Raw genomic sequence first — 23,668 nt, 5'->3', positions numbered from 1 at the left:
TGTGGCGCCGAAACAAAAAAATGATAGGCAGAGCGATATGACCATTCCCTTTCACACTACCAAGATCGCTGCCGCACTGCTGGCCATGGCGCTGGTGGGCGGCTGTAGCAAAGACAAACAGGCCGAGGAAATCCGTAAAGATGAAGCGGAGGCACAGATTGTAGAATCTGAGACGGTCACACCGCCCGCAGGCCAAGCCATAGAAAACGCTGATAAACGTTTTAATATTTATGTACCAGTAGAACTTACCGCTGATATGAGTAATCTTAGCGAGAATCAGCGTAAGATGATCGGCCTGTTGATTGATGCCAGCCGGATCATGGATCGACTGTTCTGGTTGCAGTCCTACGGCCCAGCAGAAGTGCTGCTGCCCGATATCGAAGACAACCGCGCGCGCAAGTTTGCCGAGATTAATTACGGTCCTTGGGATCGCCTCAATGACAATAAGCCGTTTATCACTGGCTACGGTCTCAAACCCCTGGGTGCCAACTTCTATCCGGCAGATATGACTCGCGAAGAGTTTGAGAACTGGGACCAACCTGGAAAAGATGGCCTCTACTCTCTGGTGCGCCGCAACGATGCTGGTAAGCTGGAGCTGATCCCCTACAGCAAAGCCTACAATGCTGACCTGAAGAAGGCGGCGGATATCCTGCGCCAGGCAGCCGCGCTGGCGGAAAGTAAAGAATTCGCCAACTATCTGGACATGCGTGCCGACGCACTGCTCAATGATAATTTCCGTCCCAGCGATATGGCATGGATGGACATGAAGGAAAATGATATCGACGTAGTGATCGGCCCCATTGAAAACTACGAAGATCAAATGTTCGCCTATCGCACGGCTTACGAGTCTTACGTACTCCTCAAAGATAAAGAGTGGAGTAAGAAGCTGGCCAAGTTTGCTGCGCTGTTGCCTGAATTACAGGAAGGCTTGCCGGTAGAAGAAAAGTACAAGGCCGAAGAGCCGGGTACTGATTCTGATCTGAATGCGTACGATGTACTTTTCTACGCAGGTCACAGCAATGCGGGTTCCAAGACGATTGCCATTAACCTGCCTAACGATGAAGAAGTTCAGCTGGCGAAAGGCACTCGTCGGCTGCAGCTGAAAAACGCTATGCGTGCCAAGTTTGACAAGATCCTGGTGCCCATCAGCGATGTATTGATTGCTCCAGATCAGCGCAAGAACATCACATTCCCCGCTTTCTTTGCCAATACCATGTTCCACGAGGTGGCGCACGGCCTGGGTATTAAGAAGACTGTGACCGGCGGAGCAAATGTACGCCAGGTGTTGAAGGAGACTTCTTCCTCTCTGGAAGAAGGCAAAGCCGATATTCTCGGCCTTTATATGGTGACCCGCTTGCATGAGAAAGGCGAGATCCAAGAGGGCGAGCTGATGGATAACTACGTTACCTTCCTCGCTGGTATTTTCCGCAGCGTGCGCTTCGGTGCAGCCAGTGCCCACGGTAAGGCCAATATGATGCGCTTTAACTTCTTCAAAGAGCAGGGCGCCTTTACCCGCGATCCGAAAACCGGTCAATACAGTGTGGATTTCGAAAAAATGCAGCAGGCCATGACCAACCTGTCGCGCCTGATCCTGACTATTCAGGGTGATGGTAACTACGAGCAGGCCAAAACGCTACTCGCTGAAAAAGGGGTTATCGGTCCTGAGTTGCAGGCTGACCTGGATCGATTGGCAGAGGCGGATATACCCGTGGATGTTACTTTCATCCAGGGTAAAGAAGTTCTTGGCTTGAAGTAAAACTAAGCAAATTTTCACCTTGAAAACCCGGCATTTGCCGGGTTTTTTATTTTTACCTCGAATAAACTCTTAGGGGAAAGTTTAGATGCAACATATATTGAGTATCAGATGTTGCTTTTACGGAGACTCTTTTATCGGTTGATAGAAAAAGCTGAGTGATTAATCACAAAAAATGAGGATGTTTACATTGAAGAAACACTACAGTAGGTTGATCATCATTTTGGATTTATAGTTGAGTCTATTTAATTACCCTGTTATCTGTTTTAAAGACCGTATCTAAAAATTTTAAGGGAAAAACATGGAACGTATTTTATACACTGGTACTAAAAATGCCTCCAGCTGGGCTTTTCGGGCATGGCTTCCTTTTAGGGAGCTGGGTATTGAATTTGAAGAGCGAGTTGTTGATATTCGCAAGCCGCAGCGCTTTGAAAATCTTCGCCGGATTGGTGAGATATCCCCCGCTGTTTCAGTACCCGTATTGGTTGAAAACCAGAGTGTTATTTTTGATTCCCTAGCCATTATGGAATATGCCAACGATATTGGCGGCGGAAGTTTACTTCCCTCAGATCCTTTGGCCAAGGCTAGAGCACGTTCTTTCTTGAGTTGGCAACATGCGGGTCTCTCAGGGTTGTGTCCACGACTTTCTTTTGAAAGCGCTTTTTATCAGGATAAGCGTCAGATGACCCAGTCTGAGCAGGCAGATGCGGAGCGACTGTTTCACTGCTGGGAGCAAGAATTAGCCCATAGTGGTGGCCCTTACCTTTGTGGTGATCTCTCCCTCGCAGATCTGGTGCTGGTGCCCACGGTTATCAGGTTGTATGCCCATAGCCCGGAAATGTGTGATTGGCCCCGGGCTCATCAATGGGTAATGAGGCTTCTGGCAAGAGAGAGTGTGGAAGAGTGGATGTCGGAAGCCAAAAGCTTGCCGCCGGTAATTCTGGATGACTACCGAAAGTAAAGAGGAGAGAGGCTTCCATTACTGGTTTCCACACTCAATGGGTACTTTAGGGGCTAGTTTATGTGCCTCTTTGTGTCGTCCTCAAATGGCGTATATAACCTGAAAAATGAAGGAAGTTGCGTATTTTCTGTGGGAAGATCCGCAAATGTGAACCTATAGATTATCCAAGAAAAAAAGACGACTAGAATAGGGTGTGATATACGTCAGATTTGCCCAGTGGAATTGGGCGGTCCATTTCTAAAAATTAAGGATAATTATTAGAACTATGAAAATACCAGCCCTGGTTCTTGCCTTCTTCTTTAGTCAGTATGTACAGGCGTCTTGTCAATTAGAGGAATATGAACGTTTTCTAAACACCCAGAGTTTGGTGATGTTGGAGGCGTCTGTGCAGTTGTTCGAAGAAGATAAAGATAAATTCAAAATAATAAAGCCGTTTGTGAAGTTGGAAGTTAGAAATAACAAGCTGAAAGTCTATATCGCCAAGAAACTTAGTGAGTTGAATCCCGAGGTGTTAAATCTAAAGGGGCCAATTGCAAACTATGTGCCCAGTGTGTCTGTTCAGATAATGCCGGATGGGTCAATACGGGATAAGGTTGACCTTGCTATGTCCAAGGATAAATTTTATAGAAGTGAAAAGTCGGCCATGAAGCCGATTGAAAAATTATACCTCTATCATGACGGCATGACGGAGCTTGAGAAAAAGCGCTTTCTCTCGGCCAGAAATTCCTTGAGTGCACACATGGAAACCAATGAGCAGTTTGAGTTTATGAAGCGGGCTTTCACTACCTCCCTGGCAAGTGTTTGCCCTTTGGATTGATAGAGTTCTGGAGTATGCGGTATGGATAAGGTGAAAATGTAACTTAATATTTAAAGCCAGGTTTCTACTTAAAGGGGCACTAAGTTGTCCCTTTTTTATATTTGTTAATTTTTGCTGCGTTGTATATGTTGCCTGTAATAGAGGCACTACTAGTAATAATCTAGTTGTTATTTTATAAGTGGGAAGTTTAGAAGAATATGGAAATTAATATTTATCAGGTAGATGCCTTTGCATCCAGTATGTTTTCTGGTAATCCGGCCGCGGTTTGTCCACTTGATGAGTGGCTCACAGATATACAGATGCAGAATATTGCTGAAGAAAATAACTTATCTGAAACGGCTTTTTTTGTTCCAGAGGGAGAGGGTTATAGGCTGCGATGGTTTACACCTGAAGCTGAGGTGGATCTCTGTGGTCATGCCACCCTGGCAGCAGCCCATGTTTTGTTTAAACATTTATCGTACGCAAAGCCTGTTATCAACTTCGAAACTCGCAGTGGCTTGTTAAAAGTGGGGCTCTGCGAAGGCGGCTATAAAATGCGATTTCCTATCATTATCCCTGCCCCAACGGAATGTCCATCAGGTTTGGCTGAGGCTTTAAGTGTGGTTCCTGTGAAAACTTTGGCTGCCTTTGACTATATCGTTGTACTGGATAGCGAGACTCAACTAAAGAGCGTTAAGCCTAATTTCATATTGATGGCTGAGCTCGATTTAAGGGGTGTGGTGATTACCGCACCGGGGGATCACTGTGATTTTGTCAGTCGCTGTTTTTTTCCCAAGCTGCGAGTCAATGAAGACCCAGTAACAGGATCTGCACATTGCGAGTTGACACCCTATTGGAGTCAGGTTTTGGGTAAGTCACATCTCAATGCAATGCAGCTATCAAAGAGGCGCGGAGTGCTCACCTGTGAGGTTGTAGGTGATGAGGTTATTCTTATCGGCCAAGCCGTTGACTTTATGCGCGGTCAAATATCGTTTCAATAAACCTTTGTAAACATAAAGCCCCGGAACTCGGGGCTTTATTGCTTTTATAAGGGCTTTACTACGGCAGGCTTATGGGAACCGCACAGGCGAGATAGATATCCAGCTTGTTATTGGTGAGCTCCAATCCGCCAAGAGTCAGGCGTACCTGGTTAAAGTCTGCCTGAGTATTTGCCAGTAACAGGCGGTGATTCTGGGCACCATTGACCTTAAATGGTGCCAACCTATAACCGCTGATGCTTTCACCTGTAGCAGTTCCGTCCAGATAGGTACTGATGGTAATACTGTTGAGGTAGATAAGATCCAGTACTGAGCTCGTATTTTCCACCAGGAAGCTAAGTAGGTAGCGACCACTTTTCACGTTACTGTGGTTGACCTGGATATAAGTGCTGCCTCCAGCGCCACTCGCAACTTCCATTCTGGCGGCATCGGAGAGTATTCCATTGCCTACTTTGGCCAATGAAACTACTGAGCAGCCATCGCAGGGAGCATTGATACCATGTTCCAGCTCTGTGCTAGCGCCATCCATTATTTCAAGCCCCTCGAAGGAAGTGCAGGAAAGGGCAGTATCGTAGTCACAGGCGTCACCAATGCCATCCTGATCCGAGTCTTCTCCATTCGGATTCCAGGTTTGAGGGCAGTTATCTGAGGTGTTTTCCACGCCATCGTTATCTACGTCGGGGTCGCAGGCGTCGCCCTGTCCGTCTCCATCACTATCCGTTTGCGTTGGATTGGAAATAGCTGGGCAGTTATCTGCGCTGTCATCCAGGGTGTCATTATCGATATCACTATCGCAGGCATCGCCGTTGCCATCTTCATCCCCATCTTCCTGCTCCGGGTTTGGTACATGTGGGCAGTTGTCTAGGGTGTCCTCGATGCTATCTCCATCGACATCATTGTCACAATGATCACCGCTTCCGTCGCCGTCACTATCGCTTTGATCATTGGGAACGAAGGGACAGTTATCTTGTTCATTTGTCGTACCATCGCCATCCCGGTCATTGTCACAAATGTCTCCCAGGCCATCGTTGTCCTGATCTGACTGATTCGGGTTCGCTACTGCGGGGCAATTGTCTACACCATCGTCGAAGCTATCGTTATCTGCATCGGTATTGGTATCGCAGGCATCCCCGACGCCGTCCCCATCATGATCCTCCTGAAGTGTGTTGGGGTTATGGGGACAATTGTCACTGCTATTTACGATGCCATCGTTATCCAGATCGGGGTCGCAGGCGTCACCGAGGTAGTCGGCATCGCTATCCTTTTGGTGGGCATTGGGGTTGAAGCGACAGTTATCGATCAGGTCGATGATACCGTCGTTATCATCGTCGCTGTCACAGATATCACCGAACTGGTCACTATCGTTATTGGCTTGGTCTCGATTGGGAATGGCAGGGCAGTTATCTTCTGTGTTGGCACTGCCGTCACCATCCTTATCGTTGTCACAGGCGTCACCAATACCGTCTCCGTCTCGGTCGAATTGGCTGGTATTGGCAATGTTTACACAGTTGTCGACATAGTCAGTAATTAAATCCCCGTCGATATCAGAGTTGTTATCACAGGCATCGCCGAAGCTGTCACCGTCGGTATCTACCTGGTCCTCATTGGCCACGAGGGGGCAATTGTCTGCATCGTTGTCTACCCCATCGCCATCCCGGTCGGAGTCACAAAGGTCGCCTCTGCCATCTCTATCGGTGTCGGTTTGATCTGCATTGGCATCGACGGGACAATTATCGGCATGGTCTTCAATGCCATCCGCATCATCATCGCTATCGCATAGATCGCCCTTTCCATCGGAGTCGATATCACTTTGGTCGGTATTGGCGATAGCAGGACAATTATCAGCTTCATTATCAATGCCGTCGTTATCGAGGTCCGGATCGCAGACATTGCCTAATCCATCGTTGTCCTGATCCTCTTGTGCTGGGTTTGGTTTGCCAGGGCAGTTGTCACTGATATCTTCGATGCTATCACCGTCATCGTCGTTATCGCAGGCGTTGCCCGTGCCGTCGTTGTCGGTATCCACTTGATCTTCGTTGGACACTTGCGGGCAGTTGTCTACACCATCATCCAGGCCATCATTGTCGGTATCACTGTCGCTATCACATAGATCGCCAATGCCGTCATTGTCTTGATCGGTTTGGTCTGGGTTGGAGACGGTGGGGCAGTTATCGAGGCTATTGGTGAAGTCATCGCCATCGAGGTCGTTATCGCAGCTGTCACCGACACCATCGCCATCCATGTCACTCTGTTCATGGTTGGCGTTTGCAGGACAGTTATCCGCATCGTTGACTACTTCATCACCATCGAGATCTTCATCGCAGGCATTGCCAACTTTATCGCCGTCACTATCTGCCTGATCGATGTTGGCGATTTGTGGGCAGTTATCTTCTAAGTCCAGGTGATTATCATTGTCATCATCGTTGTCACAGGCATCACCGCTACCGTCGCTGTCGAGGTCATCTTGGGAGGGATTACTGATGCTGGGGCAGTTATCGTCGGAATTGCGAACGCCATCTCCATCACTGTCTGTCACATTGGAGCCCGGGGGGAAGTTATCGGTGGCTCGGGCTTTTCCTTTGTCCGATCCGCAGGCACTCAATAGCAGTAGCGAAAGAAAAAATACAATTAACGATATTTTTGACATGCTTTGAAATCTCTGGGAACAAATACTTTTCTGTTATCTGCTGGGGAAGAACTGTCATTTATTACTAGAAAATAGAAGTGAAAATAAGTGCCCACTTCTTGAAGGTTGCTTCCCTATAGATGTAATTGGTGGAGTAAATACCTGATTTTTATTTCTTATCAGAATAGATGAGCCACCGAATTTCGATGTGAGTAAATATGTGTGATTTCTCCGGATAAAGGTAATGATTGAAAAAATAATGGCAGTTTATTTTTTTAGTTTTTCTTGTTGGCAGTGAGGGAGGTGAAAATGCCTGCACATTTGTGCTGAGAAATTTTCAACTTGTTGCCGGTGTGTATTTTTGATGGGGAATAAGCGGAAAGACGTTGATAGTTTTGAAAATTTCTTGTGAGCTGTAAAGAGTAATCAGGTGCGTAAATTAATCGGGCAACCGGATATAGTCCTTGCCGCGGCAAACGTTGGTTATGTGAATTTATTTCTCATGATAACGAAGGCTTGAGTCTTGTTATGACTATTGGGTCTATGGCTTTTGGGTCAGTTCCGTTTTTGACTAGTTTCCAAGGCAGCGTGGAAATACACTGTAGGTCAGATTCGGGAGGGTAAATGAAAATTGATGCGGCAATTTGTTCCAGTGCGCGGCTTGCCCGTGATCGGCGTTTTGATGGGCGTTTTTTTACGGCGGTGAAGACGACAGGTATCTTCTGTCGACCCATCTGCCCCGCTCGGCCACCGTTGGAGCGCAATGTCACTTATTTTGAAACTGCGGCGGAGGCGGCCAATGCGGGCTTTAGGCCCTGCCTGCGCTGTCGCCCCGATTCTGCGCCGGGCAGTCCAGCTTGGGGATTGGTTTCGACCACCGTGCAGCGCGCTTTAAAACTGATGCGCAGTGAGCGCGAGCCTCAATCTGTGGAGCGATTGGCAGAGCGTCTCGGGGTCAGCAGCCGCTATTTGCGCCGTCTGTTCTCTGAGCACTTGGGGGTAAGCCCCTTGGCGGTTTGGCAAACCGAGCGGGCACTATTTGCTTTTCGTTTACTGCGAGATACGGACTTGCCTATTGCTGAAATAGCCTACGAGGCTGGTTTTAACAGTTTGAGACGCTTTAACGGCGTATTCAAACAGATCTATCAACGCACTCCATCCGAGGTGCGCAGGGAGGGACACGCAGTGCGCGCGGAGACGGCGAGTGCCACACGGGTACGGCTGTACCTGGATTACCGCCCGCCATTAGATTGGCAACAATTCCTGGCTTTCTTGGGAGCTCGTGCTTTGGCGGGGGTAGAGCATGTGGAGGGGGAGGTCTATTCACGCAGTTTCGAACTGGATGCTTGTCGCGGCGTGATGGAGGTCTCCCACGACCCGGAACGAAATCGCCTGGTAGTGGAGGTTTTTGGTCAGGAAGGTGGGGCAGGGTTATATCTGCTGAACCAGCGCCTGCGCCGGCTGTTTGATCTGGATGCGGATATTGAGGAGATCCAGACAGTATTAAACGAAGATCCATTGCTGGCAGATCAGTTGGCGAAGAATCCGGGCCTGCGCTTGCCCGGTGCCTGGGACCCATTCGAATATGCACTGCGGGCGATTCTCGGTCAGCAGATCAGTGTCGCGGCGGCGACCACTATTGCCGGACGTATCGTGGCCCGCTACGGGGAGTCTTTTGTGGATGATGCTGGCAGAGAGCGGTTTTTATTCCCAACGGCTGAGCGTCTCGCTGAGGCGGACTTTGCCGATCTGGGCTTGACTCGGGCTCGGATGAAAACCCTACAGGAGTTTGTCGCCGCAACTTTGGATGGCCGTGTGAGTTTTGCCGATCAGTCCCTGGACGATTGGTGCAGCCAAGCCACAGCACTGCCGGGTATTGGCGATTGGACAGCGCATTATATCGCTATGCGCGGACTGTCGATGCCGGATGCTTTCCCCGCGTCGGATTTGGGTATTCTACAAGCCCTGGGCAGTGATGGTGAAAAGGCAAAACCCAAGCAGGCCCTGGAGCGGGCAGAGCAGTGGCGGCCCTGGCGGGCATATGGAGCCATTTTGTTGTGGCAGTCCCTGAAATCTGGAGAGAAAAAATGATTGTCTATGAGAGTTACACCACGGAATTGGGTGATGTTGCCATCGCGGCCTGCGAGCAAGAGGAGCTCTCCCGAGGCGCCAGAGGTATAGTTGCACTCCAGTTTTATGATGATGAACGACCATTGCGTTTGGGGGCCGGTTGGCAGCGGGGCGCCTCGGAGCTGACAGATTTAGCCGTCCAGCAGTTGCGGGAATATATCGCCGGCCAGCGCAAAAGCTTCGATCTGCCTCTGGCGCCAAAGGGTACTGAATTCCAGCGCCGGGTTTGGGATGCGCTGTTGCAAATTCCTTTTGGCGAAACCCGCAGTTACAGTCAGCAAGCCCAGTGGTTGGGCCAGCCTCGGGCTATTCGCGCAGTGGCGCGGGCCAATGGTGCAAATCCGATTGCCATCGTTATTCCCTGCCACCGCGTGATCGGAGCCAATGGCAGCCTTACCGGCTACGCCGGCGGCCTGTCTTTGAAAGCGCGCTTGCTTACCCTTGAGGGCGCCAACTTTGTCCAGCAGGGCGAGCTGCTCTAGCGGGTAATATTGGGAAAAGCGCAATCATCTCTCCCTAGCCACGGCCTCTTTGGCGCGAGATAATGAGCGGTTCATAATCATATCGAGCCGGAGGCCAAATGCTGTACAGATTGGGGGATAAACAGCCACAACTGGAAGGTGAGGGCCACTATATTGCGCCCGGTGCCCATGTGATTGGAGATGTGCGTATGCTTGCGCACAGCTCCGTATGGTTTAACGCGGTGGTGCGCGGGGACTGTGCGCCGATCACTATCGGTGAATACAGCAACGTACAGGATGGCTCGGTACTGCATGCCGATGTCGGTGTGCCATTAACCATCGGCACCGGTGTCACCGTAGGCCATAAAGTGATGCTGCACGGCTGTGACATTGGTGATTACAGCCTGATTGGTATCAATGCCGTGATCTTAAACCGGGCCAAAATCGGCAAGTGCTGTATCATTGGCGCCAATGCGCTGGTGACCGAGGGCACAGAAATTCCCGATTACTCTATGGTGCTGGGCTCTCCCGGCAAGGTAGTAAAATCTCTCGATCCCGCCACCTACGAGCTGCTCAAAGCCAGCAGCGATCACTATGCGGCCAACGGCAAACATTTCGCCAGTGAACTGGTCCCGCTTGAGGCTAAAGATGTCTGAACAACCGGTAAAAACCGTGGAGCCGAAAGAGCGCCCGGTGAAATCCCCCTGTATCTCCGTATGTGCCCTGAATGAGCAGGACCTGTGCGAGGGCTGTTTTCGCAGTGGTAGCGAAATCAGCCGCTGGGGCTCCATGAACAATGATGAGCGCCGTGCAGTGTTAAAACTCTGCACCGAGCGCGCGCGGCAAATGGGCCGAATCTGGTAAACAATCGATAGCGCTTTGTCGGGGCCGGGCCTCGCAGGGCCCGGAACTAAATGCGACTATGACCCAACCCTTTGTCCACCTAAGAATTCACTCAGAATTTTCCCTGATCGATGGCCTGGTAAGAATCAAGCTGGCCATCGCTCGCGCCCAGGAGCTGGAAATGCCGGCCCTGGCGATTACCGACCAGTGCAACCTCTACGGGCAGATCAAATTCTACCGGGCCTGTTTGGGCTCCGGTATCAAGCCGATTACTGCAGCGGATTTTTGGCTCAGCGAAGGCGGCGAGGGCAAGCCGACGCTGATCACGCTCTATGCGATGAATGCCGATGGTTACCGCAATATTACCGAGCTGATCTCCCGCGCCTGGATGGAAGGCCAGTACCACGGTAACGCCTATATCAAACGCGAATGGGTTAAGGAGTACAGCGAAGGGGTGCTGATGCTGTCCGGTGCCAAGTACGGCGATGTGGGCCGTGCACTGGTAGCGGGGCGCCGCGCCCAGGCAGAGGAGCTGGCACGGGAGTGGGCGGAGTTATTTCCCGGCCGCTACTACCTGGAGTTACAGCGCACCGGTCGCGCCGGCGATGAAGACTACCTGCACTCGGCAGTGGATTTGGCGCAGGCATTAAATTTGCCAGTGGTGGCCACCAACGATGTGCGCTTTATGGAGGAGAGCGAGTTTGAGGCCCACGAGGTGCGCGTGTGTATTCACGAAGGTCGCGCCCTCGATGACCCTCGCCGCGAGCGCCGTTATTCCGCCGAACAGTATTTCCGCACGCCGGAAGAGATGTGGGAACTGTTTGGCGATATCCCCGAAGCCCTGCAAAACACCGTGGAGATTGCCAAGCGCTGTTCGGCGCCAATCCAGCTGGGTAAATACTTCCTGCCGGAATACCCGATTCCCGAGGGTATGACCGAAGACCAGTTCTTCGAAAAGGTCTCTTACGAGGGTATGGAGCGGCGCCTGGAAACTATCCTGGACAAGTCCGCCGCTGACTATGCCGAGCGCCGCAAGGTCTATGAAGACCGCCTGCGTTTTGAGCTGGATATCATTATCCAGATGGGATTTCCGGGTTACTTCCTGATCGTAATGGACTTTATCCAGTGGGCCAAAGACCACGATATCCCGGTGGGCCCGGGGCGGGGTTCCGGTGCCGGCTCTCTGGTGGCTTACTCGCTGGACATTACCGATCTGGACCCGCTGCAATACGATCTGCTGTTCGAACGATTCCTGAACCCGGAGCGGGTGTCGATGCCCGACTTCGATATCGACTTCTGTATGGAGAAGCGCGATCGGGTAATTGGCTACGTTGCGGATAACTATGGCCGCCAGGCGGTGAGCCAGATTATTACCTTTGGCACCATGGCCGCGAAGGCGGTGGTGCGAGATGTGGCGCGGGTGCAGGGCAAGTCCTACGGCCTCGCAGACAAGCTGTCGAAGATGATTCCCCCCGATGTAGGTATGACCCTGCAGAAGGCCTTCGACCAGGAAGAGATATTGCGCGAGTTCCTCGAAAGCGATGACGAGGGCCAGGAAATCTGGGAGATGGCCCTGCAGCTCGAAGGGGTGTCTCGTAATGTGGGTAAGCACGCGGGTGGTGTGGTTATCGCCCCCACCAAGCTCACCGACTTTGCGCCACTCTATTGTGATGAGACCGGTGCAGGCCTGGTGACCCAGTTCGATAAAAACGATGTGGAAGATGCGGGTCTGGTGAAGTTCGACTTCCTCGGCCTGCGGACGCTGACCATCATCGACTGGGCCAAGCGCATGGTGGATGAGACGCGAGCGCGGGAGGGGCTGGAACCTCTGGATATCGCCGCGCTGCCACTGGACGATGATGAAACCTTCAAGATGCTCAAGCGGGCAGAGACCACTGCGGTATTCCAGCTGGAATCCCGGGGGATGAAGGACCTGATCAAGCGCCTACAGCCGGACAACCTGGAAGATATGATCGCCCTGGTGGCTCTGTTCCGTCCGGGTCCGCTGCAATCGGGCATGGTTGATGACTTTATTAACCGTAAGCACGGTCGCGCTCAGGTGGCCTACCCGGATGCCAAATACCAGCACGAGAAACTGCAACCGATCCTGGAGCCCACATACGGCGTGATCGTCTACCAGGAACAGGTGATGCAGATCGCCCAGGAGTTGGCGGGCTATACCCTCGGTGGCGCTGACCTGTTGCGCCGGGCGATGGGTAAAAAGAAACCGGAGGAAATGGCCAAACAGAGGGCCACTTTTGAAAATGGGGCAAAAGAGCAAGGAATTGACCCCGAACTTGCGATTAAGATCTTCGACCTGGTAGAGAAGTTCGCAGGCTATGGTTTTAACAAGTCGCACTCTGCGGCTTACGCACTGGTGTCATACCAGACCGCTTGGTTGAAAGCGCACTATCCCGCCCAGTTTATGGCGGCGACCATGTCTTCGGATATGGATAAGACCGATAAGGTGGTGACCTTTATCGAAGAGTGTCGCGCCATGGAGCTGGTGCTGGTGCCGCCGGATGTGAATCTGGGTAGCTTCCAGTTCTCGGTGGATATCGATAACCGCATTATTTACGGTCTCGGTGCCATCAAGGGCCTGGGTGAGGGGCCGATTGAAAATATTATTGCGGCGCGGGAAGAGGGCGGTCCCTTTACCGATCTGTTCGATTTCTGCTCGCGTGTCGATCCGCGCAAGGTGAATAAGCGTGCACTGGAGGCGCTGGTGCGCTCTGGTGCCTTCGACAGCATTGGGCCGGATACTGGCGGCAGTGATGGCTTGGATTATTCCCGCGCGGTGCTGTTTAACGCGCTGGATGAAGCGGTGAAGGCGGCGGAACAGCAAAAGGCTAATGCCAATGCAGGCATGATGGATTTGTTCGGTGAGGTGGTGCCGCAATCTTCCGATGGTGATGTGTACGAGGACTTCCGTCGCACTCGCTGCTGGAGTATTCGCGAGCGCTTGGAGGGTGAGAAAAACACCCTGGGTCTGTATCTCACCGGCCACCCCATTGACGAATATGCCGGTGAGTTACAGCACCTGGTGAAGGCGCGAATCGCCGACTTAAAACCTGGCCGCGAAGCGCAAAAAGTGGCGGGCCTGGTGGTTGCCATGCGGGTGATGAAGACCAAGCGTGGCGATTCCATGGCTATTGTTACCCTGGATGATCGCAGCGGCCGTATTGAGGCGGCCATGTTCAGCGAGGCATTTGGCGAACACCGCGACAAGCTGGCTAAGGATGCGCTGCTGGTACTCGAAGGCCCCGTGGCCAATGACGATTACAGCGGCGGTCTGAAAATGACCGTGAATGGGGTTTCCACTCTGGATGAGCTGCGTCAGAGCCGGGTGACCGGTGTGCGTCTGCAAGTCGATACCGGTGTTGTGGCCCCTGGGTTAGCCAAGCGTTTGGCCTCGTGTTTGCAGCCCTATACCGGTGGCCAGTGCGGGGTCAGTCTGGAAGTGTTGCGCCACGATGCGCGGGGTCTCTACCGCCTGCCTCCACAATGGAATGTGGAGCCGAATGATCAGATGGTTCAGTCCCTGCGGGAGTTGCTGGGGCGTGAGCGGGTGGCACTTCAATACGCTGAGCGGCGTTAAAGTCCACTGGGCTCGACTGGTCGGTTCTGTACAGTTAAGCTATGTCGCTGTGATTGCCCAGAGGCATGGAAAAGAGTTAAGGCGCAGATTTCATGAATTTCAACTTTCTCGAGTTTGAGCAGCCGATTGCAGAGCTGGAAAGCAAAATTAAAGAGTTGCAGCTGGTCGGGGACGACAATGAGCTGAATATCGCCGATGAAGTGACCCGGCTGCGGGATAAGAGCAGAACTCTTACCGAGTCCATCTATGCAGACCTGAGCCCCTGGCAAGTGGTCCAGGTGGCCAGGCACCCGCAGCGCCCATACTCCAAGGATTATATTGAGCGGCTATTCACCGATTGGGACGAGCTGCACGGCGATCGTCATTTTGGTGATGACAAGGCGATTATTACTGGGATCGCACGCTTGAATGGCAAGCCGGTAGCGGTGATCGGTGAAGAGAAAGGGCGCTCTGTGAATGAGAAGGTTGCGCGTAACTTCGGTATGCCTAAGCCGGAGGGCTACCGCAAAGCTTTGCGCATTATGGAAATGGCCGAGCGTTTTAAAATGCCGGTGCTGACTTTGATCGATACTCCAGGGGCTTACCCTGGAATCGATAGTGAAGAGCGCGGCATCAGTGAGGCCATTGCCCAGAACCTGGCGGTGATGTCCCGTTTGCGCACGCCGATTATTTGTACCGTGATTGGTGAGGGTTCTTCCGGTGGTGCTCTGGCAATAGGTGTTGGTGATCAGCTCAATATGCTGCAGTACTCCACCTACTTTGTGATTTCTCCGGAGGGCTGCGCCAATATTATTTGGAAAACCGTAGAGAAGGCTCCACTGGCTGCCGAGGCTATGGGGGTGACTTCCAGTGTGTTGGAGGAGTTAGGTATTGTGGATGAAACCATCCCCGAGCCCCTCGGCGGTGCGCACCGCGATCCGGATGCCATGGCCGAGAGCCTGAAGGAGCGCCTCGGTGAACAACTGGAGCAGTTGAGTGCTATTCCTATTGATGAGTTGCTGGAAAAGCGCTATCAGCGCCTGATGAGCTACGGCAATATCGTTTCTTAATATCCTTAAAAGGGCAGTCCCGATCATGGCGCTGCCCTTTTTTCTTGTTTTTTTGAGTCCAGTTTCCTTTTACGAGATCTGCTCTATATTTGGCGATTCCCCGTTTATTGGGTGGGTTATTCGTCTTCTGTTATTTGTTTGCCTCGCTAGTTGAGCGTGTCCAGGGCACTTTACACTGTCCCTACTACCCCCATTTTTAGCCCCCCCTATCGAAAACCGCTGCGTCGTATCTGCGCCTCCATGGTAGAAAGCAAAAAGAATAACAAGTGTTTAAGTGCTGGCTTGCCATTTACGGTTTAGTTGCGGCAGAAATTTCTGGGAATCAAATATGGCAATTTTGCAGAGGAATACGGCAACGGATGCTGTGCAGTTGCAAGCTGGTGATCAAGCGGGACAAAAATTTGCGCTGGTAGCTTTGACCTCACTGTTTTTTATGTGGGGATTTATTACCTGTTTGAATGATATCCTGATTCCCTATCTCAAGGGGATTTTTGAGCTGAACTATGCCCAGGCGATGCTGGTGCAATTCTGTTTTTTTGGAGCTTATTTTTTGGTTTCCCTGCCGGCTGGTAGTCTGGTGAGTAAGATTGGTTACCAAAAAGGTATCGTCACCGGCCTCACTATCGCGGTATTGGGTTGCTTACTATTTATTCCTGCGGAGCGCATGGAGGTCTATGGGCTTTTCCTAGGGGCCCTGTTTATTCTCGCTTCCGGTATCACTATCTTACAGGTGTCGGCAAATCCCTATGTTGCCGCTTTGGGAGATGAGCGCACGGCACCCAGCCGACTAACCTTGACCCAGGGCTTTAATGCACTAGGTACCACCGTAGCCCCACAATTCGGTGCATTATTAATTCTCCCAGCTGCGGGAGTTGCCGTCGGCGCAGTCAGTGCCTCAGTGATCGAAGTGCCCTACCTGATTCTGGCGGCTACCCTAGCCGTGTTGGCTCTGGTTTTTGCGTTTTTGAATCTGCCGTCTATTGTCAGCAATACTTCACAGACCCCATCGGAGGTAGGTGAAGCTTCGGCCTGGAATTATCGCCATCTTGTATTAGGGGCGGTAGCGATTTTCGTTTATGTCGGTGCGGAAGTTTCTATCGGCAGCTTCCTGGTGAACTTTATTGCCGAAGACTCTATTGCTGGTCTCGAGGAATCCGAGGCAGCGTTCTATATCTCCCTCTACTGGGGTGGGGCCATGGTTGGGCGTTTTGCCGGTGCCTTGATTATGCGCTTTATTTCCGCGGGAAAAGTGCTGGCAATTTGTTCCCTGGGTTCCTGCCTACTTCTGCTTATCACTGTAGCCGGTAGCGGCTACCTGGCAATGTATGCTGTTTTGGCGGTGGGGCTGTGTAACTCCATTATGTTCCCAACAATTTTCAGTTTGGCTCTTGCGAGACTTGGCAAGGCGGCTAGTCAGGGTTCTGGTATCTTGTGCCTAGCTATAGTCGGTGGCGCTATAGTGCCGTTATTGCAGGGATTATTGGCGGACCAAGTGGGTATCCAGTTGGCATTTGTCCTGCCTATTTTCTGCTACCTCTATATTCTTTACTACGGTGCCATTGGTCACCGCCCAGACAAACGCGCTTAATTTTTTTCTCTTCTGAGCTCGTTTAGCCGGCATTTCCATGCCGGCTTTTTTTATTGTAAAGAAAGGGGCTCTCTTTATTAACTGGATGGCGTGGATCAGATATTGCTTAGGTTGGTTATTTCACTGGTATACCGGCGAGTCCCTGCCGGTATTGAGTGGCGATGATGTGCAAACTGTTTAGGAGGCTTCTGAAGCTACACGTCGATTGGCTTCGAGAAATTCCTTAATCGGTAGGCGATAGTTACGGCTGACTTTGACTTTAGCGCCGCTCGTTAAGGTGAGAAAGTACTCCCCTTTGGTTAGTACTTTGATGTGTTCGATATAGTTGAGATTCACCAGGGTGGAGCGGTGAATACGCTTAAAATTATTCGGGCACAGCTGTTTTTGCAGGTCTTTGATGGTGCTGCGCATAACATGGGTTTCCCCTTTTACATGCACACACATGTAGTCACCGGCGGCATCTATCCACTCGATATCCTGCTGATTGACCATAGTAATACTGCCGCGATCCTTAATCGCCAGGCGATTGTTGATCACTGGGGTGCGAGTCTCAGAGGCTTGTCCCTTGGTTGAGCTCATTTCCTCAATAGAGCGCAGCAGCCGGTTTTTTTCTTCTTGGTGGATGTCTTTTTTGCCGGCATGTGCCAATTGCAAGCGCTGGCGCGCGCGATCAAGGGCGGTTTCTAGGCGAGCGTTATCCAGGGGCTTTAAAACATAATCGACAGCGTGAACCTCAAAGGCTTTAAGGGCATATTCGTCGAAAGCGGTGGCGAATATTACCAGTGGCATGGTGTCGGCTTGTAGACGACTGACCACATCAAAGCCATTCATCCCGGGCATTTGCACATCCAGAACCAATAGGTCTGGACTGTATTCAGATACGGCTTGCAACGCCTCGCGCCCATTGCGGCAGCAGGCGGCAATTTCTATATCAGGGAATTCCTCAAACATGCTTTGCAGCAGGCGCAGGGCTAGGGGTTCGTCGTCCACCAGCACGACAGTGAGTTTGTTCATTGGACTTCTCCCTGTGTTTTATTGGTGGGGTGCGTGGATTTTTCCAGCGGTATATCGATTCGTATCGACATGCCGCAATCAGGTTTTTCCTGTTGCTCTATACGGTAATTTTGTGGGTAGAGGCTGGAAAGTCGCTCCCGTACATTCTTCAGTCCAACACCGGTGGAACTTGCTTGGAAATTTCTTTCGCCGGCGCAGTCTTCGGAACAGCCTGAATCCTGTACTTCCAGCAGTAGGCGCTCACAGGTACTTTTCGCATGAATTCCGATGGTGCCTCCCATTTCATTGGGGGCGATGGCATATTTTACTGAATTCTCTACCAGTGGTTGTAGCAACATACTGGGCACCAATGCTTGCCGGGCCGTTTCATCGACATTGAGATCTACAGCCAAACGGTCAGCAAAGCGGGTTTTTTCAATCTCCAGATAGAGGAGTGCTGCTTTGACTTCCTGTTCAAGTTCTACTTTTTGTATAGGGCTCTCTTTTAGGGAGAGGCGCAGGAAATCACTGAGTCGTACAACCATTTCGCGGGCCTCATCGGCCTGTTGAAAGCGAATTAGAGCATTAATGGAATTTAGTGTATTGAACAAAAAGTGGGGATTGAGCTGATAGCGCAACATTTTAAGCTGGGCCTCATTGGCGATAGCCTCTGCCTGGAGTCTACGAAGTTGCTCGCGCTCGTTGTCCGCGGCCACTTCAAGCATTTTTTTGTGTTCCCCTTGCAGCAGTATGTGGTATTTAACCCCACAGTAAAGTGCACTCCAAAAAAGAAAGACAAAGAGGGAGGCATAATACCAGCCGCCGAATTCAGACCAGATGGAGTGCTCCCCGCTCAAGCGGATATAGGCCTCCATGCGCACCAGGGTCCAGATGCCGGAAATCACCGCAACGGCGAGTAAATAGATAACTGTGCGAACGGCCAGTTCAGAGTCCCAGGCGATATCAAAAATGGGTCTTAGGAATACCGAGAGAACAAAAGCCACAGCACACTGGAAAATAGTATTTGCTGGCTCGAAGCTTGGCCACTCAGAGGGTGAATGCCAGAGAGTCAGGGAGAGGAATGTCACCAGCAAAATGCCAATCCAGCTGACCAGCTGTAATTTCCAAAACCAGCGGGTCGAAGGAATTTCCGCAGTTGCATTCCAGTATTGACGGGTAGAGTACTGCATGATGTCCCGTATATTTAATTTTGTGAAAATGACGGGATAGACGCTCATCATCGCGTTCATTATTATCCGGAAGATATTACCTTGGCTTACCGGTGCCCGCCAGTGGGCCTGTACGCTAGGATTCCAGCTTAGCCCTTATTTGGTCCTTTTTGTCGCTTTTCGTGGTGATTAGTCAAGTTACTTTCGGCAATCTGGACCCATAAGACAACTTTCATTGAGTGAAAGTGTTTTTTATTAAGGGTTATAAAAAAATTGCACATTTTGTCCTTAATTTTCCGCTGGCGACTCAAAAGCGTTTAGGAAGAACAGTATAATCGCCGAGAAACGAGTTTGAAATTTGGGGATCGGTTTCCAATGCGCCAGATGTTGCCCGAGTCGAGTCTTCACTCGAACGAAATGGCTGTTTGTGATTCAGATGCCCAGGCTCAAGAGGGGCGCTCTCCAGGGTATTTAAATCTTGCAGCGTTGACTTCGCTTTTCCTTCTGTGGGGTTTTATCACCGGGCTGAATGATGTTCTGGTGCCACATCTTAAAAATGTTTTTGAGCTGAGTTATACCCGCGCTGTCCTGGTACAGTTTTACTTTTTTACAGCCTATTTTCTGGTTTCCGTTCCTGCTGGGTTGCTTTTGCGTAGAGTTGGCTACCAGTTGGGGTTGGTCTTTGGTTTATTAGTGGCTTGTGCTGGTTGCCTGGTTTTTATTCCTGCTGCGCGCCTGCAAATCTATGAAGTGTTTTTATTGGGGCTTTTTGTACTGGCTTCTGGTATTACGGTATTGCAGGTATCGGCAAATCCCTACGTTATTGCTTTGGGTAGTGCCAAAACGGCTCCAAGCCGTTTAAACCTAACCCAAGCATTTAACTCTCTGGGAACTACCTTGGCGCCGGTTGCCGGTGGTGCCGTTTTTTTTGCCGCGATTTCAATGGGCGCCGATCCCGATACGGCAGCTAGTGTCGATGAATTCCGTGCTAGGGAGGCGGCCCTGGTGGAAAAACCCTATTTCTGGTTGGCAGTAGTGCTGTTGATGACGGTGGCTTTTTTCTCCTGGATTCGTTTGCCGACAATCCCTGAACACCGCCTTTCTCACAGTTCAAGCCCGCCCCGCAGTGAGACTTTTTCCATTTGGCGCTTTCCCAGATTGACACTGGGGGCAATTGGTATTTTTGCCTATGTAGGCGCCGAGGTAGCTATAGGAAGTTTCCTGGTTAGCTTTTTTAGTGAATCCTCTGTTGCTGAAATGCAGTTATTTGAAGCGGCAAAGTATGTTTCCTACTACTGGGGTGGCGCTATGGTAGGCCGCTTTGCCGGGGCTCTGCTGCTGCGCTATGTCTCTGCGGGAAAAACACTGGCAGTGTGTTCACTGGGTTCTGTAGTACTTATCGGGGTGGCGATGCTCTCCTCTGGTTATCTGGCTGTATGGTCGATTGTCGCTGTGGGGATTTGCAATTCCATTATGTTTCCAACCATATTCAGCCTGGCGCTGCGGGGTTTGGGTCAGTACACCAGTCAGGGCAGCGGTATCCTGTGCATGGCCATTGTTGGCGGTGCGGTTATTCCATTGCTTCAGGGAGTGCTCGCGGATGAAGCGGGTATCCAGATTTCTTTTTTAGTACCGCTGCTGTGCTACTGCTATATCGCTTATTACGGTGCTTTTTCTCCAACCCTGCGTGGTGCTGCGATGGAGTAGTGGGCAAAAGCAGTTGAAACTTTGCACCAGGCTATTTTTTAAGTAGTCCGGCTAGAAAATGTTTTCCGCCTTATCTGTGATTTGGCCCAATCCATCGGATTTCTATTGGCGCTCCTCGGCAAGTATTGCACTTTGCTCCGTTGATACCGTTGCGTGGAATACCTGAAATCCAATCGAGGCCTTATTGGCTGTGACAGGAATTTGGGGTTTACACTGAAATAATAATATCTGTGTTACTCATTCTGGTAGCGATGGAATTGGTAGGGCAGAAGGACAAGCGTGGGAAAACTTTGGGAGTTATCCGTGAAATTTAAAAAACGATTTTCACTGAGCTTAATGCTCTGTGTCTCGGCACTTGTTGGCTGTCAGCCACAGGGGGAAGAAGTTCCGGCAAAAGAGGATAACTCCCAGATAAGCGGTGGCGGTAGCCTGGAAAACTGGCCGCTACTCGAGCCCGCGTTTCCACGCAGCGAAAAGCTGGAAGCGCGTATTTCCGAAATTATGTCGCGCATGTCTTTGGAAGAGAAGGTGGGGCAAATGATTCAGGCGGAGATCCGCCACGTCACCCCTGAAGATGTTAAGAAATACCATCTGGGCTCTGTGCTAAACGGTGGTGGTGCCTTTCCAGACAACGATAAGTTTGCCACGCCTAAAGATTGGCTCGCGCTTTCCGATGCCTTTTTCAAGGCTTCCATGGACACTTCCGATGGCGGTGTTGCTATTCCCCTGATTTGGGGCTCCGATGCGGTGCACGGCCATAATAATGTTATTGGGGCAACTCTTTTTCCCCACAATATTGGCCTCGGGGCGGCGAGGGATGCCGAGCTGATCGAACGTATTGGTCGTGCGACGGCCCGCGAGGTCGCTGTTACCGGTATCGACTGGACCTTTGCCCCCACTGTGGCGGTAGTGCGGGATGACCGCTGGGGACGCACTTATGAAAGTTATTCTGAAGATCCGGCTGTAGTGGCTGGCTATGCGGAAGCCATGGTGAAAGGGTTGCAGGGTGGCAAGAACGAAGCCGATTTTCTGCGCGGAGAAAACCTGGTCGCCACGGCTAAGCATTTTGTCGGTGACGGTGGAACTACACGTGGAATCGACCGCGGGGATAATGCTGTGCCTGAAAAGGAACTGGCAGAAGTACATGCGGCAGGTTACCTGACCGCTTTGCCCGCTGGTGTGCAAACGGTAATGGCTTCTTTTAATAGTTGGAATGGTGAGAAGTTGCATGGCCATCAATACTTGCTGACAGATGTCTTGAAGGAGCGTTTGGGTTTCGATGGATTTGTAGTCGGGGACTGGAATGGTCACAGTTTCGTACCGGGTTGCACTCTGGAAAGTTGTGCCGCGGCAATTAACGCTGGTCTGGACATGTTTATGGTGCCTGCGGATTGGAAGGCCCTCTACAACAATACCTTGGCTCAGGCGAAGAGCGGTGAAATCCCCACTGAGCGTTTGAATGATGCGGTGCGCCGCATACTGCGAGTGAAACTTCGCGCCGGCTTGTTCGAGCGTAATATGCCCCTAGCGGGCAAGGCTGGTATTCTCGGCAATGCCGAGCACCGCGCTATCGCCAGAGAGGCAGTGCGGAAGTCTTTGGTGTTAATGAAAAACAATGATCAATTGTTGCCGCTAGCCGCGAAGCAGAATGTTCTAGTCGTCGGCGATGGGGCCGACAACCTCTCCAAACAAAGTGGTGGTTGGACAATATCCTGGCAGGGCACTGGTAATACCCGTGAAGATTTTCCCGGTGCTACTTCCATCTTTGAGGGCATCGCCGCAGCCGTAAAGAGCGTGGGTGGTGAAGCCATACTGAGTGAGGATGGAAGCTTTACCGATGCCAGCTTTGCCAATGGCAAGGCACCCCAGGTGGCTATTGCCATTTATGGTGAAGAACCCTACGCGGAATGGCATGGTGATATCACAAATCTGGAATACCAGCGCGGTAACAAGAAAGATCTGGCACTGTTGAAGAAATTGCGTGAACAGGAAATTCCAGTTGTCAGTGTTTTCCTGTCCGGTCGCCCGCTTTGGGTGAACAGTGAATTAAATGCATCGGATGCTTTTGTGGCCGCTTGGCTGCCGGGGTCTGAGGGTGCCGGTGTGGCCGATGTATTATTCCGAGGTGCCAAAGGTGGGATTAGATATGATTTCACTGGTAAGTTGCCCTTTAGCTGGCCGATGTACACCAATCAAACGGTTTTGAATCCATACCACGAGCACTACGATCCCCTGTTTGCTTTGGGTTACGGCTTGAGTGTGAATGAGGAATCCCTGGTCAGCAACGACTTGCCTGAGACCAGCGAAAATATGGCTGCGGGTGGACTGGAGGATGCCTGGTTATTGGTTTCCCGTCCGCGCGCTCCCTGGGTATTGAATATTGCCGAGGACGGAGCCAAGGCAGTTTCAGTGAATGGCAACCGTGCGGCCAGTGGAGAGGATAACAATATCGTTGTGACTTCGATTGATATGTCCTCTCAAGAAGATGCGCGTCTGATCGAGTGGAAGGGCCTGCGCCCCGGTGCCGTGCAGTTGTCTGCGGAGTATATGCAAAACTTGGACATTTATTTGGAGGAGGGCTCAGCCCTGAGTCTGAATATTCGCGTTGATCAGAAGCTACGTGAACCGCTACAAGCGGCGGTGACCTGTGGAGAGGGCTGTATTGCCAGAGTGCCGCTGCAAGCCACTCTGAAAACCATACCTCTGAATGACTGGACCCGTCTCTCGGTGGATCTGCAATGCTTTGCTAAAGCTGGCGCTGACTTTAGCAAGGTTTTCAGTGCTTTCCGCTTGGAGAGTGAGGGTGCCGCAACGATAGCCGTAGCCAATGTTCGATTGGTACCCGATGCGGCAGCTTCTGCTGATATTCGCTGTGCGGGTTAGTGACTTTTATCTCTAGCCGTTTTGGTAATTAAATGCCCGGGTCTGTAAAAATTGGGGTCTGGGCTACACCTCTCTTTTAAGTGGTTGAGTTGCTGAAGAGCTGTAGCTCTGCA

General features: G+C 51.3%; 16 protein-coding genes. 13 read left to right on the top strand and 3 right to left on the bottom strand.

Going from position 1 to position 23,668, the window contains the following annotated elements; all coding sequences use genetic code 11:
• Window positions 1-37 precede the first annotated feature (37 nt).
• The 4 genes from ACJJI0_RS09525 (at window position 38) to ACJJI0_RS09510 (ending at window position 4,511) form a co-directional block, all read left to right on the top strand.
• Entirely contained in the window at window positions 38-1,756 is a 1,719-nt protein-coding gene (locus tag ACJJI0_RS09525; RefSeq protein WP_444885677.1) for a DUF8614 domain-containing protein, read from the top strand.
• Between the two features lie 298 nt (window positions 1,757-2,054).
• On the top strand, window positions 2,055-2,714 hold the full coding sequence (locus tag ACJJI0_RS09520) for a glutathione S-transferase family protein (protein WP_252085068.1): 660 nt from the start codon (window positions 2,055-2,057) through the stop codon (window positions 2,712-2,714).
• Between the two features lie 265 nt (window positions 2,715-2,979).
• Complete coding sequence (locus ACJJI0_RS09515) at window positions 2,980-3,531, top strand: hypothetical protein (protein ID WP_444885676.1); 552 nt, start codon at window positions 2,980-2,982, stop codon at window positions 3,529-3,531.
• 197 nt (window positions 3,532-3,728) lie between these two features.
• Complete coding sequence (locus ACJJI0_RS09510) at window positions 3,729-4,511, top strand: PhzF family protein (protein WP_444885675.1); 783 nt, start codon at window positions 3,729-3,731, stop codon at window positions 4,509-4,511.
• 58 nt (window positions 4,512-4,569) lie between these two features.
• Here ACJJI0_RS09510 and ACJJI0_RS09505 read toward each other — a convergent pair whose 3' ends face one another.
• Window positions 4,570-7,155: a thrombospondin type 3 repeat-containing protein gene (locus tag ACJJI0_RS09505; protein WP_444885674.1), complete on the bottom strand. Its 2,586-nt coding sequence runs from the start codon at window positions 7,153-7,155 to the stop codon at window positions 4,570-4,572.
• 603 nt (window positions 7,156-7,758) lie between these two features.
• Here ACJJI0_RS09505 and ACJJI0_RS09500 point away from each other — a divergent pair.
• The 7 genes from ACJJI0_RS09500 (at window position 7,759) to ACJJI0_RS09470 (ending at window position 16,803) form a co-directional block, all read left to right on the top strand.
• Window positions 7,759-9,225: an AlkA N-terminal domain-containing protein gene (locus tag ACJJI0_RS09500; protein WP_444885673.1), complete on the top strand. Its 1,467-nt coding sequence runs from the start codon at window positions 7,759-7,761 to the stop codon at window positions 9,223-9,225.
• Window positions 9,222-9,746: a methylated-DNA--[protein]-cysteine S-methyltransferase gene (locus tag ACJJI0_RS09495; RefSeq protein WP_444885672.1), complete on the top strand. Its 525-nt coding sequence runs from the start codon at window positions 9,222-9,224 to the stop codon at window positions 9,744-9,746. The genes ACJJI0_RS09500 and ACJJI0_RS09495 overlap by 4 nt, the downstream gene beginning before the upstream one ends.
• A gap of 98 nt (window positions 9,747-9,844) precedes the next feature.
• Window positions 9,845-10,381 carry a gamma carbonic anhydrase family protein gene (locus tag ACJJI0_RS09490; RefSeq protein WP_252085074.1) on the top strand — a complete coding sequence of 179 codons (537 nt, stop codon included), beginning with the start codon at window positions 9,845-9,847 and terminating at the stop codon, window positions 10,379-10,381.
• On the top strand, window positions 10,374-10,589 hold the full coding sequence (locus ACJJI0_RS09485; protein ID WP_444885671.1) for a DUF1289 domain-containing protein: 216 nt from the start codon (window positions 10,374-10,376) through the stop codon (window positions 10,587-10,589). The genes ACJJI0_RS09490 and ACJJI0_RS09485 overlap by 8 nt, the downstream gene beginning before the upstream one ends.
• Before the next feature lie 58 nt (window positions 10,590-10,647).
• A complete protein-coding gene (gene dnaE, locus ACJJI0_RS09480; RefSeq protein WP_444885670.1) occupies window positions 10,648-14,166 on the top strand; it encodes a DNA polymerase III subunit alpha in 3,519 nt (1,172 codons plus the stop codon).
• Between the two features lie 92 nt (window positions 14,167-14,258).
• Window positions 14,259-15,215, top strand: a complete 957-nt coding sequence (locus ACJJI0_RS09475) for an acetyl-CoA carboxylase carboxyltransferase subunit alpha (RefSeq protein WP_252085077.1) — start codon at window positions 14,259-14,261, stop codon at window positions 15,213-15,215.
• Between the two features lie 328 nt (window positions 15,216-15,543).
• A complete protein-coding gene (locus ACJJI0_RS09470; protein WP_444885669.1) occupies window positions 15,544-16,803 on the top strand; it encodes a sugar MFS transporter in 1,260 nt (419 codons plus the stop codon).
• Window positions 16,804-16,980: 177 nt separating this feature from the next.
• Here the strand turns inward: ACJJI0_RS09470 and ACJJI0_RS09465 are convergent, their stop codons facing one another.
• Both ACJJI0_RS09465 and ACJJI0_RS09460 read right to left on the bottom strand, forming a co-directional pair.
• On the bottom strand, window positions 16,981-17,817 hold the full coding sequence (locus tag ACJJI0_RS09465) for a LytR/AlgR family response regulator transcription factor (protein WP_444885668.1): 837 nt from the start codon (window positions 17,815-17,817) through the stop codon (window positions 16,981-16,983).
• A complete protein-coding gene (locus ACJJI0_RS09460) occupies window positions 17,814-18,986 on the bottom strand; it encodes a sensor histidine kinase (RefSeq protein WP_444885667.1) in 1,173 nt (390 codons plus the stop codon). The genes ACJJI0_RS09465 and ACJJI0_RS09460 overlap by 4 nt, the downstream gene beginning before the upstream one ends.
• 354 nt (window positions 18,987-19,340) lie before the next feature.
• Between ACJJI0_RS09460 and ACJJI0_RS09455 the strand changes: the two genes are divergently transcribed.
• Together ACJJI0_RS09455 and ACJJI0_RS09450 are read left to right on the top strand one after the other, a co-directional pair.
• Window positions 19,341-20,672 (top strand): sugar MFS transporter, encoded by a 1,332-nt coding sequence (locus ACJJI0_RS09455; RefSeq protein ID WP_444885666.1) that lies wholly within the window; start codon window positions 19,341-19,343, stop codon window positions 20,670-20,672.
• 303 nt (window positions 20,673-20,975) lie between these two features.
• Window positions 20,976-23,555, top strand: coding sequence for a glycoside hydrolase family 3 protein (locus ACJJI0_RS09450; protein ID WP_444885665.1), 2,580 nt, complete (start codon window positions 20,976-20,978; stop codon window positions 23,553-23,555).
• Window positions 23,556-23,668 lie beyond the last annotated feature (113 nt).

It is taken from the genome of Microbulbifer mixtoriginis (SeqCode) (assembly GCF_052466695.1).
The sequence above is the reverse complement of the archived record's forward strand: the minus strand, read 5'-3'. Positions and strand labels throughout refer to the sequence as shown.